Here is a 24,224-nt window from a genome sequence, read left to right on the forward strand (position 1 = left end):
TGGTCACCCCGCCGCCGAGCCAGAGTGTCGCCGCCGCATAGGAGCCGTGCCATGCCCGAGGAGTCCACCAAGCCAGGCCCCGCCGAACCGGCGGACGACTATCTGGAGCGCAGGACGCTCCGCCGGGGCAGCGCGGGCTGGCTGCTGCTCACCGGGCTCGGCGTCGCCTACGTCGTCTCCGGCGACTTCTCCGGCTGGAACTACGGCCTCGCGGAGGGCGGCTTCGGCGGCCTGGGCATCGCCATGGTGCTCATGGGCGTGATGTACGCGTGCATGGTCTTCTCGCTGGCCGAACTGTCGTCCGTACTGCCCACGGCGGGCGGCGGCTACGGCTTCGCGCGCCGGGCGCTCGGGCCCTGGGGCGGCTTCCTGACCGGCACGGCCATCCTCATCGAGTACATCCTGGCGCCCGCCGCGATCTCCATCTTCATCGGCGACTACGTCGAATCGCTCGGCCTGTTCGGCCTGACCTCGGGCTGGCCGGTCTACCTCGCCTGCTTCGTCATCTTCATCGGCATCCATCTGTGGGGCGTCGGCGAGGCGCTGCGCTTCAGCTTCGTGGTGACCGGGATCGCCGTGGCGGCGCTGCTGGTCTTCGCGGTCGGCGCGTTCATGGACTTCGACGCGTCGAAGCTGAACGACATCCCCGTGGAGGCGGATTCCTTCGGCGCCAACTCCTGGCTGCCGATGGGCCTGTTGGGAATCTGGGCGGCGTTCCCCTTCGGCATGTGGTTCTTCCTCGGGGTCGAGGGCGTGCCGCTGGCCGCCGAGGAGACGAAGGACCCGGCGCGCACGCTGCCGCGGGCGATCCGCTGGTCGATGGCGATCCTCGTCGCCCTCGCGCTCCTCACCTTCTTCGCGTCGGCCGGCGCGCGCGGCGCCGACGCGATCCAGGACGCGGGCAATCCGCTGGTCGAGGCGTTGCAGCCGGACGGCGACGCGACCGGTCTGAGCCGGGTCATCAACTACGCGGGCCTGGCCGGCCTCGTCGCCTCCTTCTTCTCCCTCATCTACGCGGGCTCGCGCCAGCTCTTCGCGCTCTCCCGCGCCGGTTACCTCCCCCGCTTCCTCTCCCTCACCAGCAGCCGCAAGGCCCCCTACCTGGGCCTGCTCGTGCCCGGCGCGATCGGGTTCGGTCTGGCCGCGGCGACCGGGGACGGCGCCCGCATGCTGAACGTGGCGGTGTTCGGCGCGACCATCTCGTACGCCCTGATGTCGCTCTCGCACATCGTGCTGCGCCGCCGCGAGCCGGGCCTGGAGCGCCCCTACCGCACGCCCGGCGGCGTCCTGACCTCGTCCGTCGCGCTGGTCCTCGCCTGCTCGGCGCTGGTCGCGACCTTCCTGGTGGACGTGACGGCCGCGCTCATCGCGCTCGGGGTGTACGTGGTCGCGATCGCGTACTTCGGGCTGTACAGCCGCAAGCACCTCGTGGCGCGCGCGCCGGAGGAGGAGTTCGCGGCGCTCGCGGCGGCCGAGGCAGAGTTGGCCCGCGACTGATGACCGGATGACCACCGGACGACCCCCGGACGACCCCCGGATCGGCACGAAGAAGGAGAACAGATTGAGCGCCAGGCCGCTGATCGGTGTCAGCACCTACCTGGAGTCGAAGGCGAGCTGGGGCGTGTGGGAGCTGCCCGCGGCCCTGCTGCCGGTGGGGTATCCGCGCCTGGTGCAGGCGGCGGGCGGCATCGCCGCGATGCTTCCGCCGGATGATCCGTCGTACGCGCGTTCTGTCGTCGCCCGCCTTGACGGCGTGGTGATCGCGGGCGGGCCCGATGTCGAGCCCGTGCGGTACGGGGCGGAGCGCGAGGCGCGCACCGGGCCGCCGGCGCGGGAGCGGGACGCGTGGGAACTGTCCCTGATCGAGGCGGCGTTGGAGTCGGGGACGCCGCTGCTCGGCATCTGCCGGGGCATGCAGCTGCTGAACGTGGCGCTCGGCGGGACGCTGATCCAGCATCTGGACGGGCACGCGGTCCGGCCGGGCGTCGTGGGCACCCACGCGGTGAAGCCGGTGCCGGGCACGCTCTACGAGTCGATCGTGCCGGACGCGTCCACGGACGTACCGACGTACCACCACCAGGCGGTGGACCGCCTCGGCAGGAACCTCACGGTCTCGGCGTACGCGGAGGACGGCACGGTGGAGGCCATCGAACTGCCCTCGCCCGCCTGGGCGTTGGGCGTGCAGTGGCATCCGGAGATGGGAGAGGACACGCGCGTCATGGCCGCGCTGGTCGACTCCACGTCCTGAACGCGCCGGGACCGGGCGCCCGGCCCCCGGGTCACCCCTGCTCCGCCTCGCCCGCCGTGCGCGAGACGAGCCGCTCGTACCGCTGCCGGGCCGCCTGCGGCGTGCCGAGGCCGAGACCGAAGGCGATCTCCGGCCAGGTCATGCCGCGGCCCCGGGCCATCTGGAGCAGCCCGGTCTCCAGCTCGTCCATCTCGCCCCTGGCCATCGGCAGCAGGCTCAGCGCCGCCGTGATGTCGGCCCGGTCCACCTCGGGCTCGCCCTCGTCCGGCTTCGCGGCCCCACTGAGCAGAAACGCCACGAGCCGCACCGCTTCGTGCGGCCCGAGCACGGTGGGGTGCACCTGCCGCCGCCGCTGCCGGTCGTCGGCGGCATGGCGCTCGGCGATCCGCATGAGCGAGGCGTACGCACGGTGGGCGCGGGCCTCTTCGGGGTGCGGGGGTGTAAAGGGGTCGCCGCCGGTCCGCCCGGCGTCGTCGGTGGTAGCCATGACGCCAGCATGCCGCCGCGCACGACATGACGTCAACGCTCCGTTGTGAACACTTTGTTTGCTGCTCTGTCGAAGATCTGGGAGCACGATCGGCACTGAAGGGCTCGCCCGTGCCGTTGTGGACCCTGATCCGTCAGGTCACGCCCTGGTTCGCATCCGCCCGGAGCCGATCTCGGTCGACCGGAACCGGACCGGCTGCGCAAGCCCCCGCTCAGGGCACCAAAGTTCCCTGGTGGAAGTACAAGCGCCAGCCCGTCTCCGTCAGCCGCCACAGCGAGCTGCGCCATGCCCGGCGCCCTCCGTGGTCGGCGAAGTACGTCAAGTGGACGATGCCCGGAGCGAGTACGGTCCCGGACATCTCGCTGACCTCGACCGGCGGCTCGGGGTCCACTGAAGCGGCGCTGGTCACGGTGAGGATCGATGTCGCGTCCCAGCGCCTGCCGGACGCGCCGATCTCGGTGAAGTCCGGGTCCAGAAGCTCCGAGACCAGCTCGGGGGAGGCCCGCACCGCCGGGTCGAGAAGCCGCATCTCCGCCGCGATGGCCGCCTGCACGGCCCGCTCATCCTCGTCTGCCATGCATGAATGCTAGAAAACCCGGGCCCCGGGCCGGTCACCGCGTCAACCCCAGCAGGTCCCTCCCCGGCCCCGACGGCCGATGCCCCGTCGGCCAGACCGCGCGCAGGGCCCGGCGCAGGCGGACGTCCTTCAGGGGGATCTCCACCAGGCGGCGCGCCGCCAGTTCCTCGCCCACCGCCAGTTCGCTCAGGACCGCGGGGCCCGCGCCGCTGACCGCGGAGGCCTTGACCGCCGTCGTGGAGGAGAGTTCGATCAGCGGGCGCGCCAGACCGCCGAGTGCCGTGTCCAGGACCTGGCGCGTGCCCGAGCCCTCCTCGCGCAGGATCAGCGGCGTCGCCGCCAGCTCCGCCGCGGCCAGCGGTTTCCCGCGCCGCGCCCAGGGGTGCCCGGGTGACGTGACGACGACCAGGCGGTCGTGGGCGATGACCACGTCGTCGAGGCCGGCCGGCACGGTGAGCCCCTCGACGAAGCCGAGGTCCGCCTCACCGGCCAGCAACCGGGCCGCCACGGCCGCCGAGTTGCCCGCGAGCAGCGACACCGCCGTGTCCGGCCGCTGGGTGCGCAGCGCGATCAGCCAGCCCGGCAGCAGGTACTCGGCGATCGTCATGCTCGCCGCGACCCGCAGCCGCGAGTCCCGCCGGTCGCGCAGCGCCTGCGCCCCCGCGTCGAAGGCCTCCGCCGCCTCCACGATCCGCCCCGCCCAGTCGGTGACGAGCGCCCCCGCGCCGGTGAGGCGCGAGCCGCGCGGCGACCGGTCGACGAGCGCGACACCGAGCTGGCGCTCCATGGCACGGACCCTGCTGCTCGCCGCGGGCTGCGTGATGCCCAGCTCCCGCGCGGCCCGCCCGAGGCTGCCGAGCCTGGCGACGGCCAGCAGCAGCTGGAGCGCCCCGAGGTCGGGGACGCGGTGCGCGAGCGGCACCTCCGCCGGGGCGGGCGTGGGAGCGGGAGAGGAGGGCTGACTCATAAAGCCAGCTTATGTCCTCATAGGATCACGCTCCCTGGTGGGGAGCCTGTTCCCCTACGAGGGTGGACCCATGGTCACCGCCGCCCACCCAGTGCAGACACCCAGCCCCGCCCGGATACCCCACCCCGCCCGGGCCTCCCACGCCACCCCCTCGGCGCCCGGCACCCGCTTCCCCGCGCTCCGCCACCTCGGCCCCAACTGGTACGCGACCGTCATGGGCACCGCCATCATCGCCAACGCCGGCGCCACCCTCCCCTACCAGTTCACCGGGCTGCGCACGGCCTGCACCGCCGTCTGGGCGCTCTCCCTCGTGATGCTCGCCGCGCTGCTCACCGCCCGCGCCGCGCACTGGGTCCACCACCGCGACCAGGCCCGCGCCCACCTCCTCGACCCGGCAGTCGCACCCTTCTACGGCTGTCTGTCGATGGCGCTGCTCGCGGTCGGCGGCGGCGCGCTGCTCGTCGGCGCGGACTGGATCGGCACCGGCGCCGCCGTCGCGGTCGACGCCGTCCTGTTCACCCTCGGCACCGCCATCGGCCTCGCCGCGGCCGTCGTCATCCCGTATCTGATGGTGGTCCGCCACCGCATCACCGCCGACCAGGCCTCCCCCGTGTGGCTGCTGCCCGTGGTGGCCCCCATGGTGTCGGCCGCCCTCGGCCCGCTGCTCGTCCCGCACCTGCCCGCGGGCCAGGCCCGGCAGACGATGCTGTACGCGTGCTGCGCGATGTTCGGCCTGAGCCTGCTCGCCACCCTGGTCATGCTGCCGGTGATCTTCGCCCGCCTGCTGACCGCGGGCCCGCTGCCCACCGCGCTCACCCCCACCCTCTTCCTCGTGCTCGGCCCCCTCGGCCAGTCGACGACCGCCGCCAACAAGTTCGCGGACGTGGCGCCCGGCGTCGTACCCGCCCCGCTCGACCAGGGCTTTCTCGCCCTCGCCGTGCTCTACGGCGTACCGGTGACGGGCTTCGCCCTGCTGTGGCTGGCGCTGGCGCTCGCGATGGTGCGGCGCGCCCGGCGCGGTGGCATGGGTTTCGCGATGACCTGGTGGGCGTTCACCTTCCCCGTCGGCACCTGCGTGACGGGCGCCGAGGGCCTCGGCAAGCACACCGGCCTCCCGGCGTTCGACTGGCTCGCGGCCGGGCTCTACGCCTTCCTCGTCGCCGCCTGGGCCGTGGCGCTCGCCCACACCGTGCGCGGCCTCGTCACCGGCAGGCTGCTCGCAGCGCCGCGCTGAGCACCGCGGGGGCCTCCGCCAAGGACGGTCCGTACCAGGTCAGATGGCGGCCGCTGACCAGCGCGACCGGCGTACGCGCCGAAAACGCCTCGGGGCCGTCGTCGCGCGTGAAGCGGTAGGGCTCGTCGGGCAGGACCACCAGGTCGAGGCCGGCCGCGCGCAGTTCCTCGACGGGGACGCGGGGATAGCGCTCGGCGTGCGCGGCGTACGCGTTGTCCACGCCCAGGCGGGCAAGGACGTCTCCGGCGAACGTGTCACGGCCGAGGACCATCCACGGCCGCCGCCAGATCGGGATCGCCGCCCGCAGTCGGGCCGTCGGTGCGGGGAGGTCCCCCCACGCCGCCTCCGCCTCATCCAGCCAGCGCGGCGCCCCGGCCCCGCGCCCGCTTCGGGCCGCGCACGCCGCGAGGACCCGCCGCAGCTCACGGAAGGCCTGCTCCAGCGTCCGCACCTCCGTCACGAGGACCTCGACGCCCGCCGCGCGCAGCTCCGCCAGGTCGGGGGCGCGGTTCTCCTCCTCGTTGGCGACCACCAGGTCGGGCGCGAGGGCGACGATCCGGCGCACATCGGGGTTCTTGGTGCCGCCCACCCGGGTGACGCCGAGGTTCGCCGGGTGGCTGCACCAGTCCGTGGCTCCGACCAGCGCACCCGGCACGGTCACGGCGACCGCCTCGGTCAGCGACGGCACGAGCGAGACGACCCGCGGCGGGCCGGGCGCGGGCGGCACGTCAGCGCCCCCCGTCGTCCACCGCCTCGACGTGGTCCCCCACGGCGACCACCAGGACCCGCGTGTCCGGCACCGTGGCACGCCAGCGATGGCGCACCCCGCCGGTGAGGAAGAGGCTGTCGCCGCGCCCCAGGCGGTAGGCGCGGCCCTCCGCCTCCATCTCGACGGCGCCCTCGACGATGTACATCAACTCGTCGTTGCGGTGCTGGAATTCGCGGCCCTCGTCGTGGTCTCCGATGAATTCCAGGGCGTGGAGCTGATGGTGCCCGCGGGCCAGTTGGCGCACCCGCGCCTCGGGCGTCGAGGTGTCCAGATCCGTGTCGTCGTCGGCGCGCACCACGTCGACGGTCCGCGCGGGGTCGGCGGCGGCGAGCAGCTCCACGTCGGTGGTGCGCAGGGCGTCGGCGACGCGCAGGAGGGAGCGCCTGCTCGGCCGGGCGCGTTCGTTCTCGATCTGGCTGAGGAACGGCACGGACAGGCCGCTGCGCTCGGCGACGACGGCGAGGGTCAGCTCCAGCTGGCGGCGGCGCCGCCGCACGGCCGAGCCCACCCGGAGGGTCTCCTTGTGCTCGTCCAACGCCTCGGCTCCCTTCAGCGCGTCGGTCCACTCTCCACCCTGAGGGGTTCCCGAGGGTTTCCTGAGGGGTTCTCTGCACCCTACGCATGTTCGCCAAACGGTTCTGCCCCGTTGCCCCGATGGCCGGGCGCCCGGATGCGCGGATGGCCGGATCACCCCGGGTGCGCGGGAGGGAGGCTACAGCCTGTGCCAGTACAGCAGCTGCCCGGCCTCCCCGGGCGCGGAACCCTCGCGCGGGACGAACAGGCTGACGAGGAGCGCGGGGCGGCCCCGCGGATCGGTCAGCAGGGTCGCGGAGGGGTTGGCGAAGGCGCGGCTGCCGCCGTGGGTGCGGATGTCGAGGCTGTCGGCGCGGCCGCTCGCGGGGTCGTAGGCGTACGTCCCCCAGCTGCCGAAGTCCGACCGGCGCCCCTGGCCCTCGACGAGGACCACGCGCTCTCCGCCGAGGTCGACGGGTGCCCGGTCGCCGATGTTGCCGCCGGTGCCCCAGGCGCGCACGGCGTGGTCCAGGCGCGGGTCGGGCTCGGCGTGCCAGTGCCGGAAGCCGGTGAGCGTGGCGCGCAGCTGGCGGTCGGTGTCGCAGTTCGCGCGGTAGTGCCCGGTGAGGTGGATGGTGGCGCCGCGCACGGACGTGATGCCCGGGGTGCCCTCGGCGCAGCGCGAGAGGGTCAGCGGGGCGTCGAAGGCCCGGTGGGCGCGGCCGGCGAGCAGCGCCGCCAGGTCCCGGTAGGCGCGGACCCCGATGTGGTTGCGCGGGTCCTTCTCGTACGCGAGGACGTAGCCGCCGCGCCCGTCGTGCGCGAGCGAGGCCTGGTGGGTGCCGGGCCCGAAGTCGTGGCGGCGCTGCCAGTGGCGCAGATCGGTGGAGGTGGCGACGGCGGCGTGGAAGCGGCCGTCGGCCAGGAGCGTGTGGTAGACGGCGAGATAGCGGCCGTCGGGGGCCTGCTCGATCTGTGCGGCGTCCATGGTGCGGCCGGTGTGGTCCCGTGCGCCGTAGCGGTGGCCGTCGGCGGCCGTCACGTCCCCGGCGAGCGCGGCCAGGCGCGCGGTGCCCGCCGAGGCGGGGGCGCCGGCGTCGGCGCGGGCCAGCCGCGATAGGAGCAGGGCGGCGGCGAGGGCGAGCACGGTGGCGGTGAACAGCGCCGTTCTCGGCTGCCTTGCGGTCACGGGTGGGGTCTCACGTTCAGTTGTCCTTGAGAAGGTGCCCGGTCGAGGCTAAGGAGTCGAGGCCCCCGCGGGAACGCCAAAAGGGGTGGGCTTCGCCACAAGGCGAGGCCCACCCCTCGGGAGACACCGGCCGGCCACCGGCGGGCCGGGGTTACTTCGCGGCCGTCATCTTCTCCTCGAAGCCCGGGTTCTTCTTCAGCCAGGCGTCGACGGCCTCGGGTTCATTGCCCTTGCCCGCCTTGTTGATCTCGTTCTCCAGGCCGGCCAGTTCCTTCTCGCTCATCTTGAAGGCCTTGAGCCACTTGGTGAGCCGCGGGTACTGCTCCGGGAACTCCTTGCTGGAGATCGTGCGGATCGTGTCGCCCTTGCCGAAGGCGACCTTGGGGTCCTTGAGCTTGGTCAGCTCGTACTCGTTGTACGCCCAGTGCGGCGACCAGAGCAGGACCGCGACCGGCTCCTTCTTGGCGTACGCCGACTTCAGCTCGGAGAGCATCGCGGGCGTCGAACCGGAGACGATCTTGTACTCCTCGTCGAGGCCGTAGCCGGGCAGGACCTTGTCCTTGAGCGCCGTCATCACACCCGTGCCGGGCTCGATGCCGATGATCTTGCCCTTGAACCTGTCGCCCTTGCCCTTGAGGTCCGCGAGCGACTTCACGTCCTTGACGTAGGAGGGGACGGCGACCTCCAGGGACGTCGGGCTGTACCAGGAGCCCAGGTCCTTGAGGTTCGCCTTGTTCTTCTCCCAGTACTGCTTCTGGGCCGTCGGCAGCCAGGCGTCGAGGTCCAGATCGAGGTCGCCCTGCGCGAGCGCGGTGTAGACCGGGCCCACGTCGGACGGCGTCAGCTTCATCTTGTAGCCGCGCTTCTCCAGGACACGCTTCCAGAGATTGGTGACGGCGATGTTCTCGTCCCACGCGAAGTAGGCGGCGTTCAGCGGACGCTTGGCCTCGGCGGGGGTGGAGTCCTCCGGCAGCGGGGCCAGCTGGTCGACGACACCCGGGTTCTTCTTCAGCCAGGCGCGGACGGCTTCCTGCTGCTTGCCCTTGCCCGCCTTGTTGATCTCCGCCTCGAGACTCGTGAGCTGCTTCTCGCTCATCTTGAAGTCCTTCAGCCACTTGGCGACCCGCGGGTTCTCGGCGGAGAAGCCCTTGCGCGCCAGCGTGTGCACGCCGTCGCCCTTGCCCCAGGCGCCCTTCGGGTCCTTGAGCTTCTTCAGGTCGAAGTCGCTGTACGCCCAGTGCGGCGACCAGAGCGTGGTGACGATCGGCTCCTTCTTGGCGTACGCGCGCTTCAGCTCGGCCAGCATCGCGGGCGTGGAGCCGTCGACGACCTTGTACTCCTTGTCCAGGCCGTACTCGCCCAGCACCTTGTCCTTGAGCAGCCCCATCATTCCGGCGCTCGACTCGATGCCGACGATCTTGCCCTTGAAGGTGCCGCTCTTGCCCTTGAGGTCATCGAGCGAGTCGACGCCCTTCACATAGGAGGGCACGGACAGCTCCAGCGAGGTCGGGCCGAACCACGGGCCCAGGTCCTCCAGCTTGTCGCCGTACTTCTTCCAGTACGAGGCGTGCGTCGTCGGCAGCCAGGAGTCGGTCTGGAAGTCGACGCTGCCCTGCGCCAGCGAGGTGTAGAGCGGGCCCGCCTCCAGCTGCTTGGTCTGCGGCTTGAAGCCGCGCTGCTCCAGGATCTCCTTCCAGAGGAAGGTGGAGGCCACGCCCTCGTCCCAGGGGATGTAGCCGATGTTGATCCGCTTGCCCTGGCCGACGTTCTTGCCGCCCGTGGCCGCTTCCCCGGACTTCGAGCCGCCGAAGACGCCCATGCCGCCCGCGACGAGCGCGAGGACGACCACGCCGACGACCGCGACGGCGGCCTGCGGGCGGTAGGTCCAGATGTTCAGGCCCTGCGCGGCACGCAGCTTCGCGGCGGCGCGGCGGCCGAGCGGGGAGACCTGGGTGCCCAGCGAGCTGGTCATCCGGTCCAGGTAGATCGCCAGGATGACGATGGCGACGCCCGCCTCGGAGCCGAGGCCCACGTTGAGCTGGCCGATGGCCTCGTTGACGTCGGCGCCGAGGCCCTCGGTGCCGACCATGCCCGCGATGGCGGCCATGGACAGGCCCAGCATGATGACCTGGTTGACACCGGCCATGATCGTGGGGAGGGCGAGGGGCAGCTGGATGCGGAGCAGGATGTTGCGCGGCGTGGTGCCGAACGCGTCCGCGGCCTCGACCAGTTCCTTGTCGACCTGGCGGATGCCCAGCTCCGTCATGCGGACGCCGGGGGCGAGGGCGAAGATCAGGGTGGCGACGATGCCCGCGGGGGCGCCCATCCCGAAGAAGAGGATGGCGGGGATGAGGTAGATCATCGCCGGCAGCGTCTGCATGAAGTCGAGCACCGGGCGGACGATTCCGCTGACCGTGCTGGACCGTGCCGCCCAGATGCCCACGGGCACGGAGATGACGAGCGCGATGACCGTCGAGACGAGCACCAGGGACAGCGTCATCATCGCGTGGTCCCACAGCTCCAGCGAGACGATGAACGCGAAGCCCGCGAAGGTCAGCACACCGGCGACCACGCCACGCAGCCAGAACGCGATGACGGCGAAGATGCCCGCGAGGAGCAGCGGCTCGGGCGCCTGGAGCACGTCGGCTATGCCGTCGTACGCGCCCTGGAAGACGGTCTTGAAGAAGTCGAACAGCCAGGACATGTGACTGAGGAGCCAGTCGACGCTGTCGTTGACCCACTCGCCGAACGGGATCCTAGGCACCGCTGACCACCTTCTTGCTCTCCTGCGACGCGTCCTCGGGGGCCATCGGCTCGCCGAGTACGGCCAGCAGCCGCGCCCGTGGCACGACGCCGACGAGCTTGCCGTCCGCGTCGGTCACGGCGACCGGCACCACGCTGGTGGAGCAGGGCGTGAACAGTTCGATGATCGGGGTGTCCTCGGTGACCGTGGCGGGGGCGTCGGCCCGCACGAAGCCGCTCTCCGGCTCGGCCATGATCGCGCCCGCGGTCAGCACCCGGGAGCGGTCGACGTCCTGGGTGAACGCGGCGACGTAGTCGTTGGCCGGGGTGACCAGGATGTCCTCGGCGTTGCCGATCTGGACGATGCGGCCGTCGCGCATGACGGCGATCTGGTCGCCCAGGCGCATCGCCTCGTTCAGGTCGTGGGTGATGAAGACGATGGTCTTCTTCAGCCGCTTCTGGAGTTCGAGGAGCTGGTCCTGCATGTCGCGCCGGATCAGCGGGTCGAGCGCGCTGAACGACTCGTCCATCAGGAGCAGGTCGGCGTCGGTGGCGAGCGCGCGGGCCAGGCCGACGCGCTGCTGCATGCCGCCGGACAGCTCGTCGGGCCAGGACTTCTCCCAGCCCTTGAGGCCGGCCAGCTCCAGTGCCTCGGTGGCCCGCTTCTCGCGCTCGGCGCGTGGGACGCCCTGCACCTCAAGGCCGTACCCGGCGTTCTCCAGGACGCTGCGGTGCGGGAAGAGCGCGAAGTGCTGGAAGACCATGCTGATCTTCTTGGAGCGCACCTCCCGCATCTCGCGCGCGCTCAGCCGGGTGAGGTCCTGGCCGTCGAAGCGGACGTGACCGGCCGTCGGCTCCGACAGCCCGTTGAGCATGCGCAGCAACGTGGACTTGCCGGATCCGGAGAGACCCATGACGACGAAGATCTGGCCCGGTTCGACCTCGAAGGAGGCGTCGATCACGGCGGCGGTGGTGCCGTCGGCGCGCAGCTCCTCCCGGTCGGCTCCGTGGCGGAGTTTCTCCACCGCGTCGATGGGTCGTCTGCCGAACACTTTGTACAAGTGCTCGGCTTGCAGCCTGGACACATACACCTCTCGGGTTGAACCAAGACGGCCCGCCTCCCCCGCCGGCGGGCCGTGGAACGCGGTGGCCTCTGCCCACTTGCCCGATCGAAATGTTGAATCCTCGACCGGGTCGGTTCCGGCTGCGCGCCTGCCCTGACTCGCGGAACCCAAACCCAGGAGTGTCCCAGCTCACACGCGTTGCGCTCAGGGCGCCCCCGCGCCACGATGCGCAACGCCTCCCGCACGGCGGGCGCCGCCATACCGGCCCGCTGTCGGCGGGGTGCGGCATGATGCGCACCGTGACTCAGCGAACACGACGGCTCATGCTTCTCGACACGGCCTCCCTCTACTTCCGGGCGTATTTCGGGGTCCCGGATTCCGTGAAGGCCCCGGACGGCACCTCGGTCAACGCCGTGCGCGGACTGCTCGACTTCATCGCCCGGCTCGTCCAGGACCACCGCCCCGACGATCTGGTCGCGTGCATGGACGCGGACTGGCGCCCCCACTGGCGGGTGGAACTGATCCCCTCCTACAAGGCGCACCGCGTCGCCGAAGAGGTCGAGCGGGGCCCGGACGCCGAGGAGATCCCCGACACCCTCTCCCCGCAGGTGCCGGTGATCGAGGCGGTCCTCGACGCGCTCGGCATCGCACGCGTAGGCGTACAGGCGTACGAGGCCGACGATGTGATCGGCACCTTCGCGGGCCGCGCCACGGGCCCGGTGGACATCGTCACCGGCGACCGCGACCTCTACCAACTGGTCGACGACGCGCGCGGCATCCGCGTCCTCTACCCCTTGAAGGGCGTCGGCACCCTCCAGATCACCGACGAGGCCTGGCTGCGCGAGAAGTACGGCGTGGACGGCCCCGGCTACGTCGACCTGGCCCTGCTGCGCGGCGACCCGAGCGACGGCCTGCCCGGCGTGCCCGGCATCGGCGAGAAGACGGCGGCCAAGCTGCTCGACGCCTTCGGTGACCTCGCCGGGATCATGGCGGCGGTCGACGACCCGAGGTCGAAGCTCACCCCCTCGCAGCGCAAGCGGCTCGACGAGTCCAGGGCGTATGTGGCGGTCGCGCCGAAGGTGGTCCGGGTCGCCGGTGACGTGCCGCTGCCCGACGTCGACGTGGCGCTGCCCCGCGAGCCGCGCGATCCGGTGGCCCTGGAGGAGCTGGCCGAGCGGTGGAACCTGGGCGGTTCGCTTCAGCGACTTCTCTCCACCCTCCAGACCTGAGGTGTTAGCTTAGGTAAGCCTAACTAACTATGGATCAGGGGAGGCCGTCTCCGATGGCAGAACGTCCGGCTCGCAAAGCGCCGAAGACCCACGTGGCGCAGGTCCTGCGCACGGAGCAGCTGACCCCGCACATGCGGCGCGTGGTGCTGGGCGGCGAGGGGCTGTCCGAGTTCACGGCGGGCGAGTGCACCGACCACTACGTCAAGCTGCTCTTCGACGCCGAGGGCGTCACCTACCCGGAACCCTTCGACATCCAGCGGATCCGCGAGGAGTTCCCGCGCGAGCAGTGGCCGGTCACCCGGACGTACACGGTGCGCTGGTGGGACCCCGAGGCCCGGGAACTCGCCCTCGACTTCGTGATCCACGGCGACGAGGGCCTCGCCGGGCCCTGGGCCCGTGACGTCCGGCCGGGCGCCACGATCCGCTTCCTCGGCCCCGGCGGGGGTTACGCCCCGGACGCGGGCGCCGACTGGCACCTGCTGGCCGGCGACGAGAGCGCCCTGCCCGCGATCGCCGCGGCGGCCGAGGCGCTTCCCGAAGGCGCCGTGGCCCGTGTCTTCGTGGAGGTCGAGGGTCCCGAGGAGGAGCAGAAGATCGCGACCGACGCGGAAGTGGTGTGGCTGCACCGCGCGGGCCGCCCGGTAGGCGGGCCCCTGGTCGAGGCCGTACGTTCCCTGGAGTGGCCGGAGGGCGACGTACAGGCCTTCGTCCACGGCGAGGCGGGCTTTGTGAAGGAACTGCGCCGCTATCTGCGCGTGGAACGCGAGGTGCCGCGCGAGCGCCTCTCCGTCTCCGGCTACTGGCGCCTCGGCCACAACGAGGACGGCTGGCAGGCGTCGAAGCGGGAGTGGAACGCGCAGGTGGAGGCGGAGCAGGAGAACGCGTAGCGCTGCACGGCGGGGTTTGCCGTCACACCGTCGACGCCGGGCCCGTCGGTTCCGCGATCCGCGCGTGCAGATGCATGTCGTGCCAGCCGTCCGCGTGCAGCACCGCACTGCGCTTGGTGCCCTCCGCGGCGAAGCCGGTCTTCGCGGCGACGCGGCACGACGCCTCGTTCGCCGTCGCGTGCGTCAACTCAAGCCGGTGCAGGCCCACTTCCTCGAAGGCCCACCGTGAAAGCGCCTCCACGGCACGCGGGGCGACACCGCGCCCGCGCGCCAACGGCATTGTCCAGTAGGCGACTTCGGCCTGCCCCTCGGGGAGCGTGATCAGCCGCAGGGCAGCCCGTCCGACCACCGCGTCCGTGGCGGCGTCGGCGATCGCCCAGTACGCGTCGCGCTCGTCGGCCCAGGCCTTGCGCCAGCCCTCGATCCAGCCGAGCGCCTCGCTCTCGGATTCGGCCACGCGCGCGTGCCAGCGCTGGATCACGGGGTCCTGGAACGCCTCGTACACGGCCGAGGCGTCGGCGGCCTTCCAGGGGCGCAGGACGAGAGCGCCGGGGACGGGGAGCACGGGCTGCTCCCGGCGGGCGAGGGTGCCGGGCGCGACGACGTCGGAGATCTTGAAGGGCATGCCCTCAGCGTGGCAGCAGAGCGCACGTGACGGCACTGGTTTTCCGGACCCCGGCGGCCGGCGCCCCGCCCTGACCTGCGGCGCCCCGTACGCTGGCCTCCTGATGAGACGCAAGCCCCGCATCCCGCCCGCCCCGCTCCCCCAGCGCGACGGCGTCGACCCCGTCCGGGTCAAGCTGCCGCCGGAGGGTGCGTGGGCGACGGTCCGCGACCACCTGGTGGAGCGGCTCGCGGCCGGGGACGGCGTCATCGACGCGATGCTGCGCGGCGGCGAGATCGTCGGCGCGGACGGCACGCCGATCGCGCCGGACGCGCCCTACGCGCCCGGATCCTTCGTGTGGTTCCACCGCGATCCCCCCGCCGAGGTGCCCGTGCCGTTCGCCCTCGACGTCATCCACCGGGACGACCACATCGTGGTGGTGGACAAGCCGCACTTCCTCGCCACCATGCCGCGCGGCAGCCACGTCACCCAGACCGCCCTCGCCCGCCTGCGCACGGAACTCGGCATTCCCACGCTGGGCGCCGCGCACCGCCTCGACCGGCTCACCGCCGGCCTGCTCCTGTGCACCGTGCGGCCCGAGGAACGCGGCGCGTACCAGACGCTGTTCCGCGATCGCCGCGTCCACAAGGAGTACGAGGCGGTGGCGGCGTACGACCCCCAGGTGCCGTTCCCCCGCACGGTCCGCAGCCACATCGAGAAGGAGCGCGGCGTCATCGCGGCGTACGAGATCGAGGGCGCCGAACCGAACAGCGAGAGCCACGTCGAACTCATCGAGCACCGCGCCGGACTCGGCCGCTACCGCCTGACCCCGCACACCGGCCGCACCCACCAACTCCGCGTCCACATGAACGCGCTGGGCCTGCCGATCCTCGGCGACCCGGTCTACCCGGTGGTGACCGGACCCGCGCCGCCGGACGATTTCCGGCGGCCCCTGCAACTCCTCGCGCGCATACTGGAGTTCACGGATCCGATCACCGGCGTCGCGCACCGCTTCGTCAGCGGGCGGACGCTGGGCGCGTGGTCGGCGTACGACGACTGGAACCAGTAGGCGGCCGCACGGCCCCGCTCAGTAGCCGCGCCACCAGGTGACGAAGCGCCGCCAGGCCCCCTGGGCCGGAACGGGCTCGGGCGCCGGCGCGGCCGGGGCCGCACGCACCTCGGGCGCGGACGGGGCGGGCTGCTGCGGACGCGGCGGCGTGGAGACCTGCCAGTCCTGGCGGGGCCTCGGCAACTGCGCCGACGGCCGGGCCGTGACGTCCTGCGGCGGCCGCGGCGCGAACCGCACCGGCAGCTCCACCAGATGGCGCGACAGGATCGAGGACGTCCACCGCAACTCCCGCTCGTCGACGTCCAGTTCGACATCCGGAAGCCGCATCAGGAGCGCGTCGACACCGGTGTCGGCGATGGCGCGGCCGATGTCCTGACCGGGGCACTCGTGCGGCCCGCCGCTGAACGCGAGGTGCGAGCGGTTGCCCTTCATGCCGGCGGCGAGGTCGGGGCGTACGACGGGGTCGACGTTGCCCGGCGCGATACCGAGGATCAGACCGTCGCCCGCCCGGATCCGCCGACCGCCCAGCTCGGTGTCCTGCTTGGCGAAGTAGCCGACCATGGCGCTGAACGGCGGCTCGTCCCACAGGGACTGCTCGACCGCCTCCGGGACCGTCATCTGGCCGCCGCTGAGCTGGGCGCGGAAGCGGGGGTCGGTGAGGACCATCCGCAGGACGTTCGCGATGAGGTTGGCGGTGGCCTCGTACGCGGCGATGAGCACGAGGCGCAGATGCGCGCCGACCTCGTCGTCGGTGAGCTGCGCCGGGTGCGCGATGAGGTTGCTGGTGAAGTCCTCCTCGGGCTGCGCGCGGCGCCGTGCCACGAGGCCCATCAGGACCTCCATGACGTACGCGTTGCTCGCGATGGCGGTCTCGGTGCCCTTGATCATGTCGCGGGCCGACTGCACCATCTTCTCGTTGTACTCCTCGGGCATGCCGAGGACGTGGCACATCACCATCATCGGCAGGTGCTCGGCGAACTGGCTGACCAGGTCGGCCTCGCCGTTCTGGCAGAAGTCGTTGAGCAGGTGGTTCGTATAGCGGTTGATGTAGCGGCGGATGCCGCGGTGGTCGATGCCCGACATGGCGCCGGTGACCGCGCCGCGCAGCCGCTGGTGCTCGTCGCCCTCGACGAAGCTGCACATGGGCTGCCAGCTGAAGACGGGCGCGAGCGGATGGTCCGGCCCGGCGGTGCCGTCCCGTACGGCACGCCAGATGCGCGAGTCCCGGGAGAACTGCGAGGGCGTGCGGACCATGTGGAGGTTCTCGCTGTGGCCGAGCACCGCCCAGATGGGCACGTCGTTGTGGATCAGTACGGGCGCGACCGCGCCGTACTCGGCGCGCAGCTTCTCGTACAGGCCGGCCAGGTCGGCGTCCGCCTCGGGGCCGTAGAGGCGGCGCAGGCCGCCGGGGCCCAGGCCGTGGGCGGGGCAGCCGGGCGGCGGCGCGGCAGCGTCGTCGGTACCGGGCCAGGAGGGGGAGGGAGTCGTCACGTTCGTCGCTCCGGGTTGGCGGAAGGGGTGGCGGGAGGGGGCGGGGACGTCAGACGCGGGCGGCCGCCACGGTCAGCGAGTGGAGGTAGCGCATCAGCGTCATCAGGACATCCCTGCTGGACTCCCTGAGGCGGGCGTCGCAGGCCATGATCGGCACTCCGGGCCCCAGGTCCAGGGCCCTGCGCAGCGTCTCCACGGGGTGGTGGGGCGCGTCCGGGAAGTCGTTGACGGCGATGACGAACGGCACGCCGCGCTCCTCCAGGCGGCCGATCACGTCGAAGCTGACTTCGAGGCGGCGGGTGTCGATGAGCACGACCGCGCCGAGCGCGCCTTCGAAGAGCCCGTTCCACAGGAACCAGAAGCGCTCCTGGCCCGGGGTGCCGAAGAGGTAGAGGACCAGCTCGTCGGAGATGCTGATGCGGCCGAAGTCCATGGCCACGGTGGTGGCCGTCTTCGTCTCGGAGCCGTAGTTGTCGTCGACGCCGATGCCCGCCTCGGTCATCGTCTCCTCGGTGGTCAGCGGGCGGATCTCGCTGACCGAGCCGACCATCGTCGTCTTGCCGACCCCGAACCCGCCGACGATCACGACCTTCACGGCGGCCGACGCCGTGTGCGGCAGGACGTCCTCGCTGCGCGGGCCGGTGATCGTATCCGTGTTCTTAGAGTTTCTGAAGTCCATGCATCACCGCTTCGAGAAGGGATCGGTCGGGGAGCGCGGAGCGGACGATGGGGGCGCGCGCCTGGACGAGCCCGGTGGCGAGTAACTCCGTCAGGACGACGGTCACCACACTGAACGGCAGCGCCAGATACGCCGACAGTTCGGCGACGGAGAGCGGCGTCCCGCACAGCCGCAGCACCGCGGAGTGCTCCGGCTGTGCCATGGGGGACGCCTCGCCCTGGGCCACGATCAGCGTCACCAGGTCGAGCGGCGCCCGCTCCGAGTCCTCGCCCGTCAGGATGTACAGCCGCTCCGGGTTCTCGGGGCTGCGGCGTTCGCGCTGGGGAGGGGCGTCCGGGTCGGGGGCGTCTCTGGCGGGGGCGTCCCGCCGGGAGGGCAGCTCCCCGTTCGAAGGGCCGTGCGCAGGGCCTTGCGGAGGAGTCATACGGCCTGCCCGTCACGCCGTGGCGGGCTCGTCAGATGGGCCCCGATGCGTACGACGAGGTCGCGCATCCGGGTCCCGACGAGGCCCGCGTCGACGGTCTCGTCGGCGAGCACCGCGAGGTAGGCGCCCGTACCGGCGGCCATCATGTAGAAGTAGCCGCCGTCGATCTCGATGATGACCATCTTCATGCCGCCGTCGCTGTGCGGGATCTCGGTGGCGACGGCGGCGGCCAGGCTCTGCAGTCCGGCGCAGGCGGCGGCGATGCGGTCGGCGGCGTCCGGGTCGCCGCCGTAGCGGGCGATGCGCAGGCCGTCGGCGGAGAGCACCACGATCTGCCGGGTCTGCGGCACCCCGTCGGCCAGCTCTTTCAGCATCCAGTCGAAATTGGCGCGCTGCTGGATCACTGCCAGCCCTCCTCGTCGGCCTTGCCGTGGTCGTTCCGGGTGGTTCCCTGGGGGGCCGACGGATCGCCCGCGGGGTCGTTCGGGTCGCCCTTGACGCCCTTCATGAACGCCTCGATCCACAGGCCCGGTTCGGCGCCCTCCTTCTTGGGCGGCGCCGGGGGCTGTGCGGTCGCGGCCGCGTGGGCCTCGGCGGCCCGCTGGGCCTCCGCCTCCAGGGCGTACCGCTCCTTGAGCGACATCGTGACGCGGCTGCGGCGCTGCGGCAGGCCGTTCTCGGTCCACTCGGTGACCTCTGGGACGTCGTCCTCCATGGTCGCGGTGGGCTGGGAGCGCAGTGGCGGGCCCGCGGTGACGACGCGGGGCTTCTTGCGGCGGATGTTGCGGGCGGGCTCCTCGATGAGCCGTCCGCCGTTGTCCACGCGGGGCACGGCGGAGGCGCCGATGCCGTGGGCGAGGCCGGGCGCGGGCCCGGTGGTCATCATGTCGCGCGGCACGATGAGCACCGCGCGGACGCCTCCGTACGCGGACTGCCGCAGGGAGATCTGCATGTTGTACATCTGCGAGAGGCGCCCGACGACCGCCATGCCAAGGCGCGGGGTCTCCCCCAGGTCGTTGAGGTCGATGCCCGCCTGTGCCTGGGCGAGCATGCGCTCGGCACGGGCGCGGGCCTCCTCGCTGAGGCTGACGCCGCCGTCCTCGATCTCGACGGCGATGCCGGTCTGCACCTCGACGGCGGTGACGTGCACCTTGGTGTGCGGGGGCGAGTACCGGGTGGCGTTGTCGAGGAGTTCGGCGCAGGCGTGGATCAGCGGTTCGACGGAGGTGCCCTTGATCGCCACGTTGGCGATCGAGTGGAGCTCCACGCGCGGGTAGTCGAGGATCCGGGACATCGCGCCGCGCAACACGCTGTACAGCGGTACGGGCTTGGGCCACTGGCGGCCGGGCCGGGCGCCGCCGAGCACCGCGATGGAGTCGGCGAGGCGACCGATCAGGGCGGTGCCGTGGTCGATGCGCAGCAGGTCGTCGAAGACCTCGGGGTTGCGGCCGTGGAACTCCTCCATCTCGCGCAGTTCGGCGGCCTGTTGGTGGACGATCGACTGGACGCGCCGGGCGATGTTCACGAAGGCGCGCTGCGCGGACTCGCGCATCGATTCCTCGCGGTCCAGGGTGTCGAGGATCGAGCGGAGCAACTCGCGGTGGGCGTGGGGCAGGTCGCGGTACGCCTCGTCCTTGTCGACGACGTTGCGGATCACTTCGACGGGTGATTCGCCCTGCCGCAGCCGCCAGAAGGCCTCGGGCAGGATCTCCTGGCCCAGACGGATCGTCTCGTGGTCGTGGGATGCGATGCGCCCTTCGAGCTGGGCGAGCCGCTGTGCGTACTGTGCGCGCTGGCCCCTGATGGTCCGGCCGCGCCGCACGGCTTCCGCGCCGACCAGGATGACCATGAGGGTCGCGACGGCGCCGCACCAGCCGACGGCGGTCCTGGCCGGCTCCGTCACCGCGGCGACGGCGGCTCCGGTCGCCGCGGCCATCAGCATGGCGGGCAGCAACAGCACACGCGCGTAAGGAACTTCTCGGCCACCGGGAGGCGATTGAACACTCACCATGTATGCCCTCTGAACACTCGTCTTGGGGACTATCGAAAGATTTATGAACAAACGCGCGAATCCATCGCAACTCGTTTCAACTCGCCGCGCTCCGGGCGAGCTTAGTCCGCCGAAATCATCGCCGAGTCATATTCGGCAACCCCCTGCCGCGACCTCGCCGACAGGAATACACTCGCCCCATTTACACGCGCGGCGATCAATCGAACACGTGGTGTGACCCCCTCGAACGCACAGAACCCCGCCCCCCCGAAGGGGAGCGGGGTTGCTTCGCGCTGTCGGCTAGCCCACCGAGCTGTACGCCACCACTCCGCGCAGCAGCTGGTCGACCGCCTTGCGGGCGTTCTTCGCGACCGTGCTGTCGCCGTCGCGGGGCGCCGCCGCCGCGATCTGCCCGAGCACGTCGATGACCTGCTTGCACCAGCGCACGAAGTCACCGGCCGGCATCTCCGCCTCGCGCAGCACCTCGTCCAGGCCCTTGCCGCCCGCCCACATGAACGCCGCCCAGGCGAAGCCCAGGTCCGGCTCGCGCTGGCCGACGCCCTCCGTCTGGCTGATCTTGAACTCTTCCTCGAGGGCGTCCAGGTGGCCCCAGATCCGCACCATCTCGCCGAGCGCCGCCTTCGCGGCACCCGAAGGCAGCTTCGGCGCGAGCGCGTCGTCACCGACCCGCGACTCGTACACCAGCGCCGAGACGCATGCGGCCAGTTCGCCCGGGCTCAGCCCCTCCCAGACACCGGCGCGCAGGCACTCGCTGGCCAGCAGGTCCAGCTCGCCGTAGAGCCGGGCGAGGCGCTTGCCGTGTTCGGTGACCTCGTCGCCCCGCAGATAGTCCAGCTCGGTGAGGAGCGCGACGATGCGGTCGAAGGTGCGGGCGATCGTGTTCGTACGCCCCTCGATGCGGCGCTCCAGCTGCGAGGTGTCCCGCTTGAGGCGGTGGTACCGCTCGGCCCAGCGCGCGTGGTCCTCGCGCTCGTCGCAGCCGTGGCACGGGTGGGCGCGCAGCTCCAGGCGCAGCCGGGCGATCTCCTGGTCGTCGGCGGCCGCCGCGCGCCCCTTGCGGTGCCGGTCCGGCACGACGTGCCCGGCCTTGGTGCGCAGCGCGGACGCCAGGTCACGGCGGGACTGCGGCGAGCGGGCGTTGAAGGACTTCGGGATGCGCATCCGCTCCAGCGCCTCGACCGGCACCGGGAAGTCCATCGACGCGAGCCGCTTGACCTGCCGCTCGGCGGTGAGCACCAGCGGCCGCGGCCCGTCGACGTGGTCGAACCCTCGGTGGCCGTTGGCCCGCCCGGCGGGCAGCCCCGGGTCGAGGACGAGCGCGAGACCCGCGTACTTCCCCGTGGGTACGTGGATGACGTCACCCGGCTTGAGCTTCTCCAGCGCGGCCGCGGCGGCGACCCTGCGCTGGGCCGCGCCCTGCTTGGCCAGCTCGGTCTCGCGGTCCTTCAGCTGCCGCCGCAGGCGCGCGTACTCCTCGAAGTCGCCCAAGTGGCAGGTCATGGAGGCCTTGTAGCCCTCCAGGCCCTCCTCGTTCTTCTGTACCTGCCGGGAGATCCCGACGACCGACTTGTCGGCCTGGAACTGCGCGAAGGACGTCTCCAGAAGCTCGCGCGAGCGGTGCCTGCCGAACTGCTCGACGAGGTTCACCGCCATGTTGTACGACGGCTTGAAGCTGGAGCGCAGCGGATACGTGCGCGTGCCCGCCAGTCCCGCCAGGTGCTCGGGGCTCATGGCGCGCTGCCAGAGCACGACCGCGTGGCCCTCGACGTCGATGCCGCGCCGCCCGGCCCGGCCGGTCAGCTGGGTGTACTCGCCCGGCGTGATGTCGGCGTGCTGCTCGCCGTTCCACTTGACGAGCTTCTCCAGCACCACGCTGCGCGCGGGCATGTTGATGCCGAGGGCGAGGGTCTCGGTGGCGAAGACGGCCTTGACGAGGCCGCGGACGAACAGCTCTTCGACGACCTCCTTGAAGGTGGGCAGCATGCCCGCGTGGTGCGCCGCGATGCCGCGCTCCAGCCCCTCCAGCCATTCGTAGTACCCCAGGACATGGAGGTCCTCGTCCGGGATGGAGGCCGTGCGGTCCTCGACGATCTCGCGGACCTTCGCCCGCGCCTCGTCGTCGTTCAGCCTGAGGCCCGCGTACAGACACTGCTGCACGGCCGACTCGCAGCCCGCGCGGCTGAAGATGAACGTGATCGCGGGCAGCAGGCCCTCGGCGTCGAGCCGCTCGATGACCTCGGGGCGGCCCGGCGTCCAGATCCGCGACCGCTGCCTGCGCTCCCGCTCGCGGTCGGCCTCGCGGACCATCTTGCCCTTGCGGCGGTCGCGCGGGTTGTACGCACGGCTCGCCTCCATGCGCGCCATGCGCGTGAGGTCGGGGTTGACGGCCTTCTTGTGGCCCTCGCCCTCCTCGAAGAGGTCGTACATCCGGCGCCCGGCGAGCACGTGCTGGAAGAGCGGCACGGGGCGGTGCTCGGAGACGATCACCTCGGTGTCGCCGCGCACGGTGTCGAGCCAGTCGCCGAACTCCTCGGCGTTCGACACCGTGGCCGACAGGGAGACCAGCGTGACCGACTCCTGGAGATGGATGATCACTTCCTCCCAGACGGCGCCGCGGAAGCGGTCGGAGAGGTAGTGCACCTCGTCCATGACGACATAGCCGAGGTTCAGCAGCGACTGCGAGCCCGAATACAGCATGTTCCGCAGGACTTCGGTGGTCATGACGACCACCGGGGCGTCGCTGTTGACGCTGTTGTCGCCGGTGAGGAGGCCGACCTTGTCCGCGCCGTAGCGCTTGGAGAGGTCGGCGTACTTCTGGTTGGAGAGCGCCTTGATGGGCGTGGTGTAGAAGCACTTCTTGCCCTGGAGGAGCGCGAGGTGCACGGCGAACTCGCCGACGATCGTCTTGCCCGACCCCGTGGGGGCGGCCACGAGCACGCCCTTGCCCGCCTCCAGCGCCTGGCAGGCCTCGATCTGGAAGGGGTCGAGGCCGAATTCGTACATCTCGCGGAAGGACGCGAGTGCGGTGGCCTGCTCGGCAGCGCGCTTGCGCGCCGCCGCGTACCGCTCGGCCGGTGAGAGGTCCTCTGTCATCGTGCTTTCGAGACTACCGGCCACCACTGACAACGGACGATCATTATCGTCGGCTCACACGGCCAGGACCCGCACCGCTCCCGGCACGCACTCGGCGCTCAGCGGCAGCGCGCCGAGCGGCTCCCCGTCGGCATACCCGGTGACGCCAGGGGCGGACAGCTCCACCGCGGCGGCCCGGTACACGGTGACCTTCGGATGGTCGAGGTGCGTGCCCCGGTAGACCCGCGGGAAGACCCTCAGCAGCGTCGTACGGCTGCACTGGCCCACCACCGTGATGTCGAAGAGACCGTCGCCCATGTCGGCGCCGGCGCAGATCCGCATGCCGCCGCCGTACGACGATCCGTTGCCGACCGCGACCAGCGTGGCCTCGATCTCGTGGACGTCACCGCCGTCCAGGGTGACGCGGTACGGGATCGGCTTGAGGGCGGCCAGCTCCGAGACCATCGCGAGGTCGTACTTGAAGCGTCCCGTGGGCCACCGCATCCGGTTGCCCCGGTCATTGACCCGCGAGTCGAAACCGGACGCGAGTACGGTCCCGAACCATGTGCCGCCGACCCGGCCGAGGTCGATGTCCCGCGTACGCGCCCCTTTGAGGGCCTCGGCGACGACCTCCCCCGCGGCGGCGGCCTCGCGCACCGGAAGCCCGAGGGCCCGCGCGAAGTCGTTGCCGGTCCCCACGGCGATCACCCCGAGCGGGGTGCGCGTCCCGGCGACGGCCTGGAGCGCGAGGCTCGCCATGCCGTCGCCGCCGACGGCTATCAGCGCTCCCGTGCCGCCCTCGACGGCCTCCCTGGCCCGCCGCAGCGCGTCAGGGGCGTCCTCCCCGATGACCGTACGCACGGAGAAGCCACGGTCCCGCAACGCGGAAGCGGCCGGGCGCGCTGCCTGAGCGCCCCGGCCGCGGCCCGCGGTGGGATTGACGAAGAGGGTGATCTCGCTGGTCACGG

Annotated in this window: 22 protein-coding genes; 6 read left to right on the forward strand and 16 right to left on the reverse strand. The window is 71.8% G+C overall.

Annotated elements, in window-relative coordinates; translation table 11 throughout:
- Nucleotides 1-51: 51 nt before the first annotated feature.
- Nucleotides 52-1,497: an ethanolamine permease gene (gene eat, locus DMA15_RS06355; protein WP_125511671.1), complete on the forward strand. Its 1,446-nt coding sequence runs from the start codon at nucleotides 52-54 to the stop codon at nucleotides 1,495-1,497.
- Between the two features lie 7 nt (nucleotides 1,498-1,504).
- Nucleotides 1,505-2,248, forward strand: a complete 744-nt coding sequence (locus tag DMA15_RS06360) for a gamma-glutamyl-gamma-aminobutyrate hydrolase family protein (protein ID WP_125511672.1) — start codon at nucleotides 1,505-1,507, stop codon at nucleotides 2,246-2,248.
- 31 nt (nucleotides 2,249-2,279) lie between these two features.
- On the opposite strand, the gene DMA15_RS06365 is transcribed toward DMA15_RS06360, so the two are convergent.
- From DMA15_RS06365 to DMA15_RS06375, 3 genes are all read right to left on the reverse strand, one after another.
- The gene (locus DMA15_RS06365; RefSeq protein ID WP_125511673.1) at nucleotides 2,280-2,735 is read right to left on the reverse strand and encodes a DNA-binding protein; all 456 of its coding nucleotides are present in this window, start codon (nucleotides 2,733-2,735) and stop codon (nucleotides 2,280-2,282) included.
- Nucleotides 2,736-2,946: 211 nt separating this feature from the next.
- A complete protein-coding gene (locus DMA15_RS06370) occupies nucleotides 2,947-3,312 on the reverse strand; it encodes a DUF4440 domain-containing protein (RefSeq protein ID WP_125511674.1) in 366 nt (121 codons plus the stop codon).
- 34 nt (nucleotides 3,313-3,346) lie between these two features.
- Nucleotides 3,347-4,279 carry a LysR family transcriptional regulator gene (locus DMA15_RS06375; protein WP_125511675.1) on the reverse strand — a complete coding sequence of 311 codons (933 nt, stop codon included), beginning with the start codon at nucleotides 4,277-4,279 and terminating at the stop codon, nucleotides 3,347-3,349.
- 70 nt (nucleotides 4,280-4,349) lie between these two features.
- Between DMA15_RS06375 and DMA15_RS06380 the strand changes: the two genes are divergently transcribed.
- The gene (locus tag DMA15_RS06380) at nucleotides 4,350-5,513 is read left to right on the forward strand and encodes a TDT family transporter (protein WP_125511676.1); all 1,164 of its coding nucleotides are present in this window, start codon (nucleotides 4,350-4,352) and stop codon (nucleotides 5,511-5,513) included.
- On the opposite strand, the gene DMA15_RS06385 is transcribed toward DMA15_RS06380, so the two are convergent.
- The 5 genes from DMA15_RS06385 to DMA15_RS06405 all read right to left on the reverse strand — a co-directional run bounded on the left by DMA15_RS06385 (nucleotide 5,482) and on the right by DMA15_RS06405 (nucleotide 11,811).
- Entirely contained in the window at nucleotides 5,482-6,240 is a 759-nt protein-coding gene (locus tag DMA15_RS06385) for a helical backbone metal receptor (protein ID WP_125511677.1), read from the reverse strand. The two genes, DMA15_RS06380 and DMA15_RS06385, sit on opposite strands and share 32 nt — an antisense overlap.
- Nucleotide 6,241: 1 nt before the next feature.
- On the reverse strand, nucleotides 6,242-6,817 hold the full coding sequence (locus tag DMA15_RS06390) for an XRE family transcriptional regulator (protein WP_125511678.1): 576 nt from the start codon (nucleotides 6,815-6,817) through the stop codon (nucleotides 6,242-6,244).
- Nucleotides 6,818-6,994: 177 nt separating this feature from the next.
- Nucleotides 6,995-7,984 (reverse strand): hypothetical protein, encoded by a 990-nt coding sequence (locus DMA15_RS06395; protein ID WP_125511679.1) that lies wholly within the window; start codon nucleotides 7,982-7,984, stop codon nucleotides 6,995-6,997.
- Between the two features lie 151 nt (nucleotides 7,985-8,135).
- The gene (locus DMA15_RS06400) at nucleotides 8,136-10,748 is read right to left on the reverse strand and encodes an ABC transporter permease/substrate binding protein (protein ID WP_125511680.1); all 2,613 of its coding nucleotides are present in this window, start codon (nucleotides 10,746-10,748) and stop codon (nucleotides 8,136-8,138) included.
- A complete protein-coding gene (locus DMA15_RS06405) occupies nucleotides 10,741-11,811 on the reverse strand; it encodes a glycine betaine/L-proline ABC transporter ATP-binding protein (RefSeq protein ID WP_125511681.1) in 1,071 nt (356 codons plus the stop codon). The genes DMA15_RS06400 and DMA15_RS06405 overlap by 8 nt, the downstream gene beginning before the upstream one ends.
- A gap of 302 nt (nucleotides 11,812-12,113) precedes the next feature.
- Here DMA15_RS06405 and DMA15_RS06410 point away from each other — a divergent pair, with 302 nt between their 5' ends.
- Together DMA15_RS06410 and DMA15_RS06415 are read left to right on the forward strand one after the other, a co-directional pair.
- Nucleotides 12,114-13,019, forward strand: coding sequence for a 5'-3' exonuclease (locus DMA15_RS06410; protein ID WP_240660165.1), 906 nt, complete (start codon nucleotides 12,114-12,116; stop codon nucleotides 13,017-13,019).
- A gap of 53 nt (nucleotides 13,020-13,072) precedes the next feature.
- Entirely contained in the window at nucleotides 13,073-13,906 is an 834-nt protein-coding gene (locus DMA15_RS06415) for a siderophore-interacting protein (protein WP_125511683.1), read from the forward strand.
- A 22-nt stretch (nucleotides 13,907-13,928) separates the two neighbouring features.
- Here the strand turns inward: DMA15_RS06415 and DMA15_RS06420 are convergent, their stop codons facing one another.
- Nucleotides 13,929-14,531: a GNAT family N-acetyltransferase gene (locus DMA15_RS06420; protein ID WP_125511684.1), complete on the reverse strand. Its 603-nt coding sequence runs from the start codon at nucleotides 14,529-14,531 to the stop codon at nucleotides 13,929-13,931.
- A 103-nt stretch (nucleotides 14,532-14,634) separates the two neighbouring features.
- Between DMA15_RS06420 and DMA15_RS06425 the strand changes: the two genes are divergently transcribed.
- Nucleotides 14,635-15,579 carry an RluA family pseudouridine synthase gene (locus DMA15_RS06425; RefSeq protein WP_125511685.1) on the forward strand — a complete coding sequence of 315 codons (945 nt, stop codon included), beginning with the start codon at nucleotides 14,635-14,637 and terminating at the stop codon, nucleotides 15,577-15,579.
- Nucleotides 15,580-15,597: 18 nt separating this feature from the next.
- On the opposite strand, the gene DMA15_RS06430 is transcribed toward DMA15_RS06425, so the two are convergent.
- The 7 genes from DMA15_RS06430 to DMA15_RS06460 form a co-directional block, all read right to left on the reverse strand.
- Complete coding sequence (locus DMA15_RS06430) at nucleotides 15,598-17,070, reverse strand: cytochrome P450 (protein ID WP_125511686.1); 1,473 nt, start codon at nucleotides 17,068-17,070, stop codon at nucleotides 15,598-15,600.
- A 49-nt stretch (nucleotides 17,071-17,119) separates the two neighbouring features.
- Complete coding sequence (locus tag DMA15_RS06435; protein WP_125511687.1) at nucleotides 17,120-17,749, reverse strand: ATP/GTP-binding protein; 630 nt, start codon at nucleotides 17,747-17,749, stop codon at nucleotides 17,120-17,122.
- Entirely contained in the window at nucleotides 17,730-18,035 is a 306-nt protein-coding gene (locus tag DMA15_RS06440) for a DUF742 domain-containing protein (RefSeq protein ID WP_240660166.1), read from the reverse strand. Before DMA15_RS06440 ends, DMA15_RS06435 begins: the two co-directional genes overlap by 20 nt.
- Nucleotides 18,036-18,169: 134 nt before the next feature.
- Entirely contained in the window at nucleotides 18,170-18,577 is a 408-nt protein-coding gene (locus tag DMA15_RS06445; RefSeq protein ID WP_125511689.1) for a roadblock/LC7 domain-containing protein, read from the reverse strand.
- Nucleotides 18,574-20,184: an ATP-binding protein gene (locus DMA15_RS06450; protein WP_125511690.1), complete on the reverse strand. Its 1,611-nt coding sequence runs from the start codon at nucleotides 20,182-20,184 to the stop codon at nucleotides 18,574-18,576. The genes DMA15_RS06445 and DMA15_RS06450 overlap by 4 nt, the downstream gene beginning before the upstream one ends.
- Before the next feature lie 279 nt (nucleotides 20,185-20,463).
- The gene (locus DMA15_RS06455; protein WP_125511691.1) at nucleotides 20,464-23,277 is read right to left on the reverse strand and encodes a DEAD/DEAH box helicase; all 2,814 of its coding nucleotides are present in this window, start codon (nucleotides 23,275-23,277) and stop codon (nucleotides 20,464-20,466) included.
- A 54-nt stretch (nucleotides 23,278-23,331) separates the two neighbouring features.
- Entirely contained in the window at nucleotides 23,332-24,222 is an 891-nt protein-coding gene (locus tag DMA15_RS06460; RefSeq protein ID WP_125511692.1) for a diacylglycerol kinase, read from the reverse strand.
- Nucleotides 24,223-24,224 lie beyond the last annotated feature (2 nt).

Origin of the sequence: Streptomyces sp. WAC 01529, from assembly GCF_003945545.1 — a bacterium.
In the GTDB taxonomy this organism is placed as follows: Bacteria; Actinomycetota; Actinomycetes; order Streptomycetales; family Streptomycetaceae; genus Streptomyces; species Streptomyces anatolicus.